Genomic DNA, 14590 nt, shown 5'->3' with positions numbered 1-14590 from the left:
AGGCGTCCATCTGACGCCGCGTCCGAAGCAGGGGGAGTCGTGGGGATACGCCATGTCGGCAGAGCGGCCGCGCGCCGGCCACTAACAGGTCGGCGCTGGTTCGCCGTCGCTGCGGCGGCGGTGATCCTGGCGAGCCCGCTCGCCACCCCGCCGACCGACGCCTGGGCCCACTCGACGCCCAGGAAGGGCAGGATCTGGACGCCGCCCGACACCCCGCTGGGCGTCGGCACCAAGTCCGTCGCCGGACACGACCTCGTCCCCGAGAAGATGCCCCCGGCCCCCGGAGGGCCCGCCGCCGCCCCGACCCCCGTCCCCCCGCTCAAGCCGGGCAAGGCCAAGGTCGCCCTCGGCATCGACGGCCCCAACGCCGCCGCCGCCCGCAAGGCCACCGGCGGCGCCGCCCCGGCCTCCGGCGGCGACACCCCCGCCCGCGCCGGGGACCTGCCCGTCGCCCTCCAGCCCGAGGACGGCGCCGGACTCGGAGCCCGCGAGGTCTCCGTCGAGGTCACCCCGGAGGACAAGGGCCGCGCCGCCGGCGTCGACGCCCCGCTGATCACCCTCGCCGACGCCCAGCAGCCCGACGCCCGCGGCGGCCGCCAGGCCAAGGTCACCCTCGACCTCGAGGGCCTGCGCGCCGGCGCCTGGAGCGACCGCGTCCACGTCGTCGCCCTGCCCGGCTGCGCCCTGACCACCCCCGACAGGGCCGAGTGCCGCACCCGCACCGAACTGCCCACCGTCGCGGACCCGCAGCACGCCAGCATCACCGCCGACGTCACCCTCCCCGCGGCCTGGGCCGAGACGGCGGCCGGCAAGCCCTCGGGCACCGCCAAGTCCCTCTCCGCGCCCGCCGATTCACCCGCCGCCGGCGGCACGATGGTCCTCGCCGCCGTCACCAGCCCCAACGGCTCCGGCGGCAGCTACGCGGCCACCCCGCTCGCGCCGTCCATGGCCTGGACCTCCGGCAGCAACACCGGCGGCTTCGGCTACAGCTACCCGATCTCCCTGCCCCCGAGCGTCGGCGGCACCGCCCCGACCGTCGCCCTCGCGTACAACTCCGCCGCCGTCGACGGCCGCACCTCCGCCACCAACTCCCAGTCCTCCTGGATCGGCGACGGCTGGGGCTACGAGCCCGGCTACATCGAGCGCTCCTACAAGTCCTGCGACAAGTCCGGCATCGCCGGCTCCGGCGACCTCTGCTGGGGCGGCCAGAACGCCACCCTCGCCCTCGGCGGCCACTCCGGCACCCTGGTGCGCGACGACAAGAGCGGCGTCTGGCATCTCCAGAGCGACGACGGCTCCACGATCGAGCAGCTCTCCGGCGCCCAGAACGGCCAGCGCGGCGGCGAGCACTGGCGCGTCACCACCACCGACGGCGTCCAGTACTACTTCGGCCTGGGCCACCTGCCCGGCGGCGACAACAGCGACCCGGCCTCCGGCTCCACCCTCGGCGTCCCCGTCTACTCCCCGAACAGCGCCGACCCCTGCTACGACCAGTCCAAGGGCGCGGCCTCCTGGTGCACCCTGCCCTGGCGCTGGCAGCTCGACTACGTCGTCGACACCCACCAGAACCTGGTCACCTACCGCTACGCGGCCGAGGACAACTACTACAACCGCGGCGGAGGCCAGAACAAGGGCGGCGGCACCCTCGAGAAGTACCAGCGCGCCGGCCGCCTGCTGACCATCGGCTACGGCCGCCGGCTGCCCGAGCAGCAGGCCGCCAAGGGCACGCTCCCCCCGCCCTCCTCGGTCGAGTTCAGGACCGCCGAGCGCTGCGTCCCCACCGACACCTTCACCTGCGACGAGAGCCGGCGCACCAGCGCCAACGCCACCAACTGGCCGGACGTCCCGATCGACCAGATCTGCGCGGGCAGCGGCACCTGCACCAACAACAGCCCGACCTTCTTCTCCACCAAGCGGCTGACCTCGATCGCCACGGGCGTCCTGGACGCCCGGAACGGCAACTCCCCGGTCACCGTGGACACCTGGAACCTCAACCAGTCCTTCTACGACCCGGGCGACGGCACCGCCAAGACCCTCTGGCTCGACTCCATCACCCGCACCGGCAACAACGGCCGCGGCGACACCCCGATCCCCGCCGTCTCCTTCAGCGCGATGCCCATCGCCAACCGCGTCGACGGCCTCGTGCCCGCCGCGCCCAAGTTCGTCCGTCCGCGCATCTCGCAGATCAACACCGAGACCGGCGGCCGGATCGTCGTCGACTACACCACCGCCGCCTGCTCCCGCGTCGCCGGCCGGATGCCGGCGGGCCCGGACAGCAACTCCATGGCCTGCCAGCCGGTCAAGTGGTACAAGGCCGGCACCGTCGAGCCGGTCGACGACTGGTTCGACAAGCCGATGGTCAGGAGCGTCACCGAACAGGACACCGTCACCGGCCTGACCCTCGTCAAGACCACCGCCTACACCTACGACGGCGGCGCCGCCTGGCACCGCAACGACGCCGAGTTCGCCGACCCCAAGCTGCGCACCTGGGACCAGTTCCGCGGCTTCCAGTCCGTCACCACCACCACCGGCAGCGCCTTCGACGGCGAGGCCCCGAAGACCCAGTCCAGGACCACCTACCTGCGCGGCATGGACGGCGACGTCCTCGCCGACGGGAGCAGGCGCTCCGTCCAGGTGGCCGGCCCGCTCGGCGGCACCGTCACCGACAGCGACTGGCTGGCGGGCAACATCGTCGCCACCGAGGTCTACGACCGGGCCGGCGGCACCGTCCAGGGGATCAAGGGCGCGGTCTCCTCCGGCCAGCAGTCCACCGCCACCCACCAGCAGAGCGGCGGCATGCCCGACCTCGTCGCCCGCTTCCCCGCCGCCACCGTCACCACCGTCACCAAGGACCGGACCGGCCCCGACACCTGGCGCACCTCCACCACCGTCAGCACCACCGACCCGGCCAAGGGCAACCGCACCGTCCGCGTGGACGACCTGGGCGACGGCACCGCCGCCACCCCCGAGGTCTGCACCGTCCACGAGTACGCGAAGAGCACCCGGCCCAACCTGCTGACCCTGGTCTCCGCCAAGCGCACCCTGTCCGGCCCCTGCACCACCCCGGCCGGCCCCGGCACCACCCTCTCCGAGGTCCGCACCCTCTTCGACGGCAAGCCCTACGGCCAGGCCGGCGACACCGGCGACGCCACCTCCTCGCTCGCCCTCGACCGCTACGACGGCGGCAACCCCGTCTACGTCAACACCGGCGGCTCCGGCTTCGACGCCTACGGCCGCGTCGTCGCCACCACCACCGCGGACGGCTCCGCCTACGACGCCGCGGGCAACGCGACCGGCCAGGCCACCACCACCCCGGGCACCACCCGGATCGCCTTCACCCCGGCCACCGGCGCCGTCCCCACCTCGGTGGCCACCACCGGCCCGTTCGGCGACGGCTGGACCGACACCGTCACCCAGGACCCGGGCCGGGGCCAGCCGCTGGTCTCCACCGACGAGAACGGCCGCGCCATCACCTGGCAGTACGACGGCCTCGGCCGCCTCACCGCCGTCTGGGCGCCCGACCAGCCGACCGACCGCAACCCCAGCCAGCGGTTCACCTACTTCGTCAACGGCACCACCGCCCCCTCCGGCATCCTCACCGAGTGGCTCCAGGCCAACGACCAGACGTACTCCTCCAAGACCGAGCTGTACGACGGCCTCGGCCGCCTCCGCCAGACCCAGCGGACCTCCTCCGCGCTGCCCAACGGCCGCCTGATCACGGACGTCGCCTACGACTCGCACGGCTGGACGGTGAAGACCTCCGGCGAGTACTACGAGGAGAAGAGCCTGCCGAACCGCTCGATCTTCGTGCCCGGCAACGACTCCCAGGTGCCCGCCCAGACCTGGACCAGCTACGACGGCCTCGGCCGCCCGGTCCGCGCCGAGTTCCGCTCCTACGCCAACCTCCAGTGGGCGACCACCACCGCCTACCCGGCCCCCGGCCGGATCGACGTCACCCCGCCCGCCGGATCCCGCCCCAGCACCCGGATCACCGACGCCCGCGGCCGCACCACCGCCCTGTGGCAGTACCGCACGGACGTGCCCACCGGCAACCCGGCCGACGCCGAGGTCACCACGTACGGCTACACCCCGTCCGGTCGGCTGGCCACCCGCACCGACCAGGCCGGCAACGCCTGGACGTACCGCTACGACCAGCGCGACCGCCAGGTCTCCACCACCGACCCCGACGTCGGCACCAGCACCGTGCACTTCGACGCCGACTCCCGGATCGACCGCACCACCGACGCCGCCGGCGCCGTCCTCAGCACGACCTACGACCTCCTCGGCCGCCGGACCGCCCAGTACCAGGGCGCCGTCGCGCCCGCCAACCTGCTCGCCTCCTGGACGTACGACACCCTCGCCAAGGGTCGGCAGACCTCGTCCACCCGCTACGTCGGCGGGAAGGACGGCGCCGCCTACACCAAGGCCGCGACCGGCTACGACGTCATGTACCGCCCGCTCGGCAGCAGCATCACCGTCCCGGCCGCCGAGGGCGCACTGGCCGGCACCTACACCACCCGCAACACCTACCAGACCCACACCGGAGCCCTGACCGGCCAGGACCTGCCCGCCGCCGGGGGCCTGCCCGCCGAGAGCATCAGCTACTCGTACACCGACACGGGCCTGCTCACCGGCATGATGAGCGGGGCCGACCAGACCCTCGTCCAGGCGGTCTCCTACGACGCGATGGGCCGCCCGGTCCGCACCACCGCCGGCGACCTCGGCTACCAGGTCGTCGGCACCCAGGAGTGGGACTGGGCCACCGGACGGGTCGTCAACTCCTACCTGGACAAGCAGAGCGGCACCGTGTCGGTCGACAGGACCAGCTACACCTACACCCCGTCCGGCCGGATCACCTCCGTGACCGACCTCCAGGACGCCCGCAGCACCGACACCCAGTGCTACACGTACGACCACCTCGGCCGGCTCACCAACGCCTGGACCGACACCGGCGGCACCAGCACCACCGCCGACTGGACGGACAGCGCCGGCGGCAAGCACGGCACCGGAAGCTCCACCACCGTCCCCGGCGTCGGCGGCTGCACCAACGCCACCGGCCCCGCCACCACCGGCCCCGGCACCCCCAGCGTCGGCGGCCCCGCCCCGTACTGGCAGAGCTACGGCTACGACGGCACCGGCAACCGCACCAGCCTGACCACGCACGACGTCAACGGCGTCACCGCCAACGACGTCACCACGACGCAGACCTTCGGCGCCGCCGGCACCGTCAACACCGTCAACACCGTCAACGCCGCGAGCAACGGCCAGGGCACCGGCGGCCCCCACGCCCTGCTCAGCTCCACCACCACCTCGGCCGCCGGCACCAGCACCACCAGCTTCCGCTACGACGCCCGCGGCAACACCACCGCCGTCACCGACCCGAACGGCACCACCGGCTACGGCTGGAACAGCGAGGGCAAGCTCGCCTCCACCACCGCCGGCCCGAACACCACCACCTACCTCTACGACGCGGACGGCAACCAGCTGATCCGCCGCAGCCCCGGCAGGACCACGCTGAGCCTCACCACCGACGAACTCACCCTCGACACCACCACCAGCACCGGCGGCACCACCAACGTCCGCTGGATCGGCGCCCCCGGCGGCCTCAGCCTCACCCGCGTCACCGCCCCCGGCGGCGGAAAACTCTTCATCCAGGCCGCGGACCCGCACGGCACCAACGCCGTCCAGATCTCCTGCGACCCCGACCAGACCGTCACCCGCCGCCCCACCGACCCCTTCGGCGTCGCCCGCGGCACCCAGCCCGCGCCCTCCGTCTGGGCGGGCAGCAAGGGCTACCTCGGCGGCACCCAGGACGACGACACGGGCCTCACCTCGATCGGAGCCCGCGAGTACGACCCCAAGCACGCCCGCTTCATCAGCGCCGACCCGCTGCTCTCGGACAACGACCCGCAGCAGTGGAACGCCTACGCCTACAGCAACAACGACCCGGTCAACCTCTCCGACCCCACCGGCCGCCGCCCCGGCGGCCCCGAGGACCCCTGGTACCCGCCGGCGTCCAACTCCACCACCTACCCGCCGGCCGGGTTCTGCGCCACCCTCGCCTGCGCCCAGGGCACCGCGACCGCCTCCTACTGGGAGAGCGCCCTGTCCCTCGCCAGGTCCTCCACCACCGCGAGCAACGGCAGCGGCTCGGCCGCGAAGGAAGGCCCCTGCGGCGTCCAGTGGTGCAAGGACTCGCCCGGCTACGAGAAGCCCGTCCGCGTCATCATCCCCCGGGCCAGCCAGAAGCCCAGCGACTTCCTCGACAAGAACCCCTTCCACCAGGGGAACAACGACAACGGCGCGAACCTCATGGCCCAGGGCATCGCGGTGGCGAAGGGCTCGGGCTGCGAACGCCGGGAACTCCAGGTCGTCTGCTACGGCTTCTCGCCCGGCGGCGACCAGGCGATGACCATCGGCGACGTCCTGTTCTACCCCCGCGGGTACGACGACCTCGACAAGAAGCTGGAGCGCGAGACCGTCGACAACGCGGCCCTCGACGCCAAGCGCGGCAAGGGCTACTCCGAGAAGTTCGGCTCCAACCTGCTCGGCCACGAGGCGAGGCACTCGACCCAGTGGGCCTCGTACCGCAGCGCCAAGGACTTCCTGGAGGACTACGCCCTCGAAAGCCTGATCTCGCAGGCCAAGACCGGAGGGAACCCGGCGCGGCTCAACAAGTTCGAGATGGGCGCCAACCTGTACTGGGGCGGCTACCTCGACGCCTCCAAGGCCGACGAGGCGCCGACGGAGAAGGGGGAGTACCCGAAGCAGACCTGGTACTGGTCGAGGTCCGACACCGGCGACTTCTTCGGCAAGGTCGGCGACAAGCTCGCCGACCCGTTCAAGAAGGCCATGAACTGCCACTGGACCTTCAACCAGTACGGTTTCCCGACATGCTGACCCGCCGCCACCTCCTCCTCCCGGTGGCCGCCCTGCTCCTCCTGGCGGCCACCGGGTGCTCCCCGGCCCCCGCCCCCGCCACCGTCGGCCTCCAACGCGACGGCGCCGGCTACGCCGTGGTCGTCCCCCTCTGCCCCAAGGGCCAGGTCGTGACGGTCTCGGTCTACGACACCACCGACCGGGCCGCCGACTGGTCCATCTCCTCCGACGGCACCCACGGCACCCTCGACCGCTTCCCCCTCTTCACCACACCCCCCGGCTGGACCGCCTACCACTCCGGCCTCACCGCCCTCAAACCCGACACCAAGTACCACACCGCCTTCACCGCCCTCGGCAACACCAAGAACTCCGAGTTCACCTTCACCCTCACCGACCTCCACACCCTCAAGGACGGCGAAGTCCTCACCCTCACCGACGACGGCACCACCACCCTGCCCGCCGACAAGTTCCGCACCGCCGCCCTCAAACTCTGCTGACCCCCCTCCGACTCGACGAGAAGGGCCCGCCCCGCCGAAACCGGCGGAGCGGGCCCTCTTCCTTTGCGGCGTCGTGTCGCGCAGCGTGGTGGGGCGGTTACGCGGGTAGGACTGGGGAGTCCTGAATCGGGTGTTGCCGAGAGATCGCGGGAGCCGTGTGTGGGTGCTTACCTCGACCGTGACGGAGCTGGTGGGCTGACGGTGCCGGCGGAGGATGCGCCGCCGCCTCCACCGGAGTTGGTGGCGTTGGCGCGGGCGTACGGGGTGGATGTGCGGTATCCGGGGGTGGACGGGCGGTGCGTGGGGGCGCGGACGTTGGTGGCGGTGCTCGGGGCGCTGGGGGTGGCGGCCGGGTCGGCGGAGGAGGTGCGGGAGGCGCTGGAGCGTCACCGGGCCGAGCAGCGGGGGCGGCTGCTGCCGCCGTGTGTGGTGGTGCGGCAGGGGCGGCGGACGGCGTTGGACGTGCCGGCGGAGGTGCGGCTGAGGATCGAGCTGGAGGGGGGCGGGGTCTGGGAGTTGCCGAGAGGGCACGCGCACTGGTTGCCGGGGGATCTGCCGTTGGGGCGGCACAGGCTCAGGGCTGACAGCGCCGAGGCGGTGCTGATCGTGGCGCCGGAGAGGCTGCCTCAACTGCCGGGCAGGAGCTGGGGGTTCCTGGCGCAGCTGTACTCCGTGCTGTCGGAGCGGTCGTGGGGGATGGGGGACCTCGGGGACCTCACGGAGCTGGTCCAGTGGGCGGGGGCGGAACTCGGCGCCGGGTTCGTGCAGATCAATCCGTTGCACCAGGCGCTGCCCGCCGCGCCCACCGACCCCTCCCCGTACCGGCCGTCCTCGCGCCGCTTCGCGGATCCGGTGCACCTGAGGATCGAGGCGGTTCCCGAGTTCGCGTACGCGACGTACGCGAGCCGGGAGCAGGTGGAGGAGTTGGAGGGACGGGCGAGGCGGCTCAGGGGGGAGGTCCTCGCGCATGACGGGTTGATCGATCGTGATGCGGTGTGGGAGTTGAAGCGCGAAGCGCTCGAGATCCTCCACGACGTGCCGCGCGGGCCCGGGCGGCAGGCGGCGTACGAGGCGTACCAGCGGCGCGAGGGCGAGTGGTTGCGCCGCCACGCGCTCTGGAACGCGCTCGCCGAGGTGCACGGGACGAACTGGCGCCACTGGCCGAAGGGCCTGCGTCACCCGGAGGGCTCGCACATCGAGCAGGCGGAGAAGGAGTTCGAGGAGAGCATCGAGTTCCACCGCTGGCTGGCCTGGCAGGTTGATCAGCAGCTGGCAGAAGCGCAACGGGCAGCAGAGGACGCCGGCATGCCCGTCGGGCTCATCCACGACCTCGCCGTCGGCGTCCACCCCGACGGTGCCGACGCCTGGGCGCTCCAGGACGTCCTCGCCGCCGGCATCTCGACCGGAGCCCCGCCCGACGCGTTCAACGCCCACGGCCAGGACTGGGGCCTGCCGCCCTGGCGCCCGGACGCCCTCGCCGCAGCCGGTTACGCCCCGTACGCGGAACTCCTCCGCGCCGCCGCCCGTCACGCGGGTGCGATCCGGATCGACCACGTGATGGGGCTGTTCCGCCTCTGGTGGGTCCCGGAGGGGCACGCCCCCACCGAGGGCGCGTACGTCCGTTACGACGCGGAGGCGATGCTCGGCGTCCTCGCGCTGGAGGCCCACCGCGCCGGTACGGCCGTTATCGGGGAGGACCTGGGCACCGTCGAGCCCGGTGTACGGGAGGAACTCCACGAGCGCGGCATCCTCGGCACCTCCGTCCTCTGGTTCGAGCGCGACTGGCAGCAGGGCGGCGCCATCCTCCCCCCGAACGGCTGGCGCACCGAATGCCTGGCCACCCTCACCACCCACGACCTGCCCAGCACCGCCGCCCGCCTCTCCGGCGAGCACGTGGAGCTGCGCCACCGCCTGGGCCTGCTGGCCCGCCCGCTCGCCGAGGAGCAGGCGGAGGCGGCAGCCGAGCTCGCGGAGTGGAAGGAGGAACTGGCCCGCCTCGGCTTGCTGAAACCCGGCGAGTCCCTCACCATGCAGGCCCTCTACGCCTTCCTCCACCGCACCCCGGCCGAGCTGGTCGGCGTCTGGCTCCCGGACCTGGTCGGCGATCCGCGCCCGCAGAACCTCCCGGGCACCTGGGACCAGTACCCGAACTGGCGTCTCCCCATCGCGGACGCCACGGGCACCCCGGTGACCCTCGAACGCCTGGTCACCAGCGCAGAGACCATGAGCGTCATCCCCACCCCGACGCGCGCCGTCCCGTAAGTGCCGGGTAAGTTGGAACGGTGGACAAGAGGAACGCTTTGCGAGCCGGCGCGGTCTCCGCAACGGTCACGCTGATGATGCTGCTGTCGTCGCCCGCCATGGCCCTCACCCGGGATGACGGCGACCAACCGGGCTCGGGCCTGAGCGTGGGCCAGACCCTGGGCCTGTACGTGTTCATCCCGCTCGTCGCCTTCGCGGTCATCGCCGGCCTTGCGGCCCTGCCCCTCGGCAAGGGCAAGAAGAAGTAGTACCCGAAAAGCAGCAAAGCCCGAAGGGGCGCCGAACGGCCGAAGCCGTCCGGCGCCCCTTCAGGCGTTCAGGCGTCCGTCAGGCCGAAGCAGCCGCCCGGTCCACCGCCTGCGCCTTGAGCGCCCGCTCGATCCCGGCCCGCGACTCGACGACCTGCCGCCGCAGCGCCGGCGCCGGCTCGGCCGCCGCCAGCCACGCGTCCGTCGCGTCGAGGGTCTCCTGGGTGACCTGAAGCGCCGGGTACAGCCCCACGATGATCTGCTGCGAGATCTCGTGGCTGCGGGTCTCCCAGACGCCCTTCACGGCCGCGAAGTACTTCGCCCCGTACGGCGCCAGCAGCTCCCGCTGGTCCGACTGCTGGAAGCCGACGATCACGGCCTCCTGCACGTAGTTCGTCAGCTCGTCCGACTCCACCACCGAGGCCCAGGCTTCCGCCTTGGCCTCCGCGGTCGGCCGCGCCGCCCGGCAGGTGGCCGCGTGCTCCTGGCCCGCCGCCGTGTTGTCCCGCTCCAGCTCGGCCGCGATGGCAGCCTCGTCGGCCCGCCCGGTAGCAGCCAGACGCACCAGCAGCGTCCAGCGCAGCTCGGTGTCCACGGCCAGGCCCTTGAGCTCGACGGACCCGTCCAGCAGCCCCTCCAGCAGCCCGAGCTGCCCGTCCGTCCGCGCGACGGAGGCGAGCGTACGGGCCCAGGCCAGCTGGTGGTCGCTGCCCGCCTCGGCGCCCCGCAGGAACTCCTCGGCGGCGGCCGCCCACTGCTGCAGCCCGGTCTCCCGCCACGCCGGGTCGGTGTACGCGTCGAGCGCGAGCCTGACCTGCCGCTGCACGGACTGGACGACGCCGATGTCCGTCTCCCGCCCGAGTCCGGAGAGGGCGAGCGAGAGGTAGTCGCGGGCGGCGAGCTCGCCGTCGCGGGTCATGTCCCAGGCGGAGGCCCAGCACAGGGCGCGCGGCAGCGACTCGGTGAAGCCGCCGAGGTGCTCGGTGACGACGGCCAGCGAGTCCTCGTCGAGGCGGATCTTGGCGTACGACAGGTCGTCGTCGTTCAGCAGCACGACGGCCGGCCGGTGCCGTCCGACGAGCTGCGGCACCTCGGTGCGCGCCCCGTCGACGTCCAGCTCGATCCGCTCCACGCGCACCAGCGCGCCGTCCACCAGCTCGTACAGGCCGATGGCGATCCGGTGCGGCCGCAGCACGGCCTCGCCCTTCGCCCCGGCGGGCAGCGCGGGAGCCTCCTGCAGCACCGCGAAGGACTCGATCTCACCGTCCGTGTTCAGCACCACGGACGGGCGCAGCACGTTGATGCCCGCCGTCTCCAGCCAGGCCCGCGACCAGGACTTGAGGTCGCGTCCGCTGGCCTCCTCCAGCGCCCCGAGCAGGTCGCTCAGGCGCGTGTTGCCCCAGGCGTGGCGCTTGAAGTACGCCCGCACGCCCTGGAAGAAGGCGTCCTGGCCGACGTACGCCACCAGCTGCTTGAGCACTGAGGCGCCCTTGGCGTAGGTGATGCCGTCGAAGTTGACCTGGACGTCCTCCAGGTCGTTGATCTCGGCCATGATCGGGTGGGTGGAGGGCAGCTGGTCCTGCCGGTACGCCCAGGTCTTCATCTGGTTGGCGAAGGTGGTCCAGGAGTGCGGCCACTTCGAGCCGGGGGCCTCGGCCTGGCAGACGGCCTCGGCGAAGGTGGCGAAGGACTCGTTGAGCCAGAGGTCGTTCCACCACTCCATGGTGACGAGGTCGCCGAACCACATGTGGGCGAGCTCGTGCAGGATCGTCGCGGCGCGCGACTCGTACGCGGCGTCGGTGACCTTGGAGCGGAACACGTACTGGTCGCGCAGGGTGACGGCACCCGCGTTCTCCATCGCACCGGCGTTGAACTCCGGGACGAAGAGCTGGTCGTACTTCGCGAACGGGTACGGGAAGTCGAACTTCTCCTGGAAGTAGTCGAAGCCCTGCTTGGTGACCTCGAACACGGCCTCGGCGTCGAGGAACTCACGCAGCGACGGCCGGCAGTAGACGCCGAGCGGCACGCGCTGGTCGCCGTTCTCGTACGCGTCGAAGACGCCGACGTACGGGCCGGCGATCAGCGCGGTGATGTAGGTGGAGATCCGGCCGGTCGGCTCGAACGTCCAGACCTGGGTGTCCCCGTGGCCAACCGGCACAGGAGTCGGCGAGTTGGAGACCACGACCCACCCCGTGGGCGCCGTCACGGTGAAGGTGAAGGCCGCCTTGAGGTCGGGCTGCTCGAAGTTGGCGAACACCCGCCGGGCGTCCGGCACCTCGAACTGGGTGTACAGGTACGTCTCGCCGTCGACGGGGTCGACGAACCGGTGCAGGCCCTCACCGGTGTTGGTGTAGGCGCAGTTCGCGACGACCCGCAGCTCGTTCTCGGCCGCCAGGCCGGGCAGCGGGATGCGGCTGTCGGTGAAGCTCGCCGGGTCGAGGGCGGCACCGTTGAGGGTGATCTCCTCGACGCCGGGGGCGACGAGGTCGATGAAGGTGTCCGCACCGGGCGTGGTGGCGGTGAACCGGACCACGGTGGTGGACCGGAAGGTGCCTCCCTCGCGGGCCGACCCCAGGTCGAGGTCGATGTCGTACGAGTCCACGCGCAGGAGCTCGGCCCGGGCGCGGGCCTCCTCGCGGGTCAGGTTGGTGCCGGGCACTGGCTGCACTCCTTCGTCGGCTGATGCTGAGAATCCCCCGCATCCTCGCATGCCCAACGTGCGAGTCGGCCGGATAATCGCAGGCGGGGCGGGCCCGGGCTCTCCAGCCCGTACCCGCCCCGCCTCGTCAATCCCTCAGATCACGCCGGGAGGTACAACCCCGCCGTCACTTCTTCCACTTCGTGACCGGCGCGTCCGAGCTGTAGCGGCGGAAGGCGTACACCGAGTTGCCCTCGTCGCTGATCACGTACTCGGCCATGCTCACGATGTCCATGCCGTTGCCGCTGGCCAGCGTCCCCAGGTCGGTGGTCGACCCGTCGGTGGGCGAGAGGGTGACGAGCTTGGCGGGCTTGTTGTAGCCCTGGCTGACGATGGCGCGCACCTTGCCCTGCTTGTCGGTGCCGGAGACGAGCCGCATGTCGTTGCTCGAGCCCGAGGAGGTGGTGGACCAGAGGCGCTTGCCGGTGGTCAGGTCGTAGGCGTTGATGCCCGACTTCCCGCCGCCGACCTGGACGTACATCGTGGTGCCGCTGACGACGTTCTGGGTGAACGCGTCGGAACGGCCGGACAGGCGCAGGCTGTCGGAGCCCGGCTCCTTGGTGGACATCTGGTTGCCCGGCTTGAAGTCCTTGTCGAACGGCAGGATGTAGTCACCGTTCGGGCCGCTGGCCATCAGCAGCACCAGCGGCTGCTCCTGGATGACCTTGTCGATCCGCTCGATCGAACCGGAGAGCGGGATCTGGCCGCCGACGGCCGAGCCGTTCTCCGAGTTGACCACCTGCAGCAGGGACTTCTGGATGTTGTCGTCGTAGCAGCGGTCGCTGATGGCGATGTTCGCGCCGGCGGCACGGGCGGTGACGCTGCAGATCTTGGCGCGCTGCTGGTACGTCCAGACCGGGGAGCCGTTGTCGATGTTCAGCCCGCCGACGGCGTTGCCGGCGAAGGCGACGACCTTGTCGGTGATGCTGAGGGTCGGGGAGGAGAGCCGCTCGGCGTTGGCCTTGACGGTCCAGGTGATCTTGCCCTGCGCCACGTCGACGACGCCGACGGTGGAGCAGTCGTAGTCACCGGTGTTGACGGCGATGGCGCCGAGGTTCTTGGTGTTGGTCCCGTACGAGGCGGCGCAGAACTCCTTGCCGCCGGAGGGCACGGGGATGGTCCACGCGTCCTTGCCGTCGGAGGTGTTGAAGGCGCGGATGCCGGTGTTGTCGACGCGCACGACGACCTTGTCCGTGCCCCAGAGCGCGAGCATCTGCGAGCTGGAGTCGGAGTTGGCGGCCTTGGCGGCGTTCCAGGCGATGCCGTACGAGCCGCCGGTGCCGCCCTTGGTGTCGGTGGTCGGGCTGTTGTTGGCGGGGCCCGCGTTGGTGCCCGCGTTGGTGCCCGCCGAGGTGCTGCCGCCCGTGGTGCCGCCCGCGGTGGTGTCCGGGTCGTCCTTCTTCTGGAAGAGGACGACGAGGCCGATCACGATCGCGATGGCCAGCACGCCGCCGATGATCCCGCCCCAGAGCATGACCGGGTTGCGCTGCTTCGGCGCGGGCGGCACCGGCGCACCGGGGAAGCCGTAGCCGGGCTGCTGCTGCGGGTAGCCGTAGGCGCCGTAGCCCTGCTGGTTGGGGTCCGGGGCGCCGTAGCCGCCGGGCATCGGGTCGTACGGGCCGACGGGCGCGCCGGCCGGCGGCGGGGCCTGGCTGGGGAAGCCGGCCGCGGTGGGCGCGTACGCCGCGTACTCGGCGCCGGCCGGCGGCTGCACGGGCGGGGCCGGCGGTTGGGCCGGCGGTACGGGCGGCTGGGCCGGTGCGGCCTGGCCCGGGACGGCGGCGCCGTCCAGCTGCGTCATCTGGTCCGCGACCGCGGCCGGGTCGACCCCGGCCGGCTGGCGGCCGAACGAGACGCCGCGATTGTCCTGCGGGCCGTTGCCGGGCGCGTCCCCCGCGCCAGGCGTGGGCTGATCCCCTGCCATCTGATTCCCCGTCATGTCTGGATTCGTCCCCCTGCCGGTACCGTCCTGGTTCCAGCGGGACGGGTGAGATTGGGCACCATGG

At 72.1% G+C, this 14590-nt stretch carries 6 protein-coding genes; 4 read left to right on the top strand and 2 right to left on the bottom strand.

From position 1 onward, the window contains the following. Positions 1-120 precede the first annotated feature (120 nt). From IH61_RS0105040 to IH61_RS0105025, 4 genes are all read left to right on the top strand, one after another. Positions 121-6900: an RHS repeat domain-containing protein gene (locus tag IH61_RS0105040; RefSeq protein ID WP_051836269.1), complete on the top strand. Its 6780-nt coding sequence runs from the start codon at positions 121-123 to the stop codon at positions 6898-6900. Continuing rightward, positions 6894-7376, top strand: a complete 483-nt coding sequence (locus IH61_RS0105035) for a hypothetical protein (RefSeq protein ID WP_031065490.1) — start codon at positions 6894-6896, stop codon at positions 7374-7376. Before IH61_RS0105040 ends, IH61_RS0105035 begins: the two co-directional genes overlap by 7 nt. Before the next feature lie 201 nt (positions 7377-7577). Next, a complete protein-coding gene (gene malQ / locus IH61_RS0105030) occupies positions 7578-9638 on the top strand; it encodes a 4-alpha-glucanotransferase (RefSeq protein ID WP_031065487.1) in 2061 nt (686 codons plus the stop codon). Between the two features lie 20 nt (positions 9639-9658). After that, positions 9659-9886, top strand: coding sequence for a hypothetical protein (locus IH61_RS0105025; RefSeq protein WP_031065484.1), 228 nt, complete (start codon positions 9659-9661; stop codon positions 9884-9886). 79 nt (positions 9887-9965) lie between these two features. Here IH61_RS0105025 and pepN read toward each other — a convergent pair whose 3' ends face one another. Together pepN and IH61_RS49455 are read right to left on the bottom strand one after the other, a co-directional pair. Beyond that, positions 9966-12545, bottom strand: coding sequence for an aminopeptidase N (gene pepN / locus IH61_RS0105020; protein WP_031065481.1), 2580 nt, complete (start codon positions 12543-12545; stop codon positions 9966-9968). Positions 12546-12711: 166 nt separating this feature from the next. After that, a complete protein-coding gene (locus tag IH61_RS49455; RefSeq protein WP_031065480.1) occupies positions 12712-14508 on the bottom strand; it encodes a PQQ-binding-like beta-propeller repeat protein in 1797 nt (598 codons plus the stop codon). Between the last annotated feature and the right edge of the window lie 82 nt (positions 14509-14590).

The organism is Streptomyces sp. NRRL WC-3742, assembly GCF_000720635.1.
Classification (GTDB): domain Bacteria; phylum Actinomycetota; class Actinomycetes; order Streptomycetales; family Streptomycetaceae; genus Kitasatospora.
This window is presented reverse-complemented; position numbering and strand designations above follow the sequence as displayed.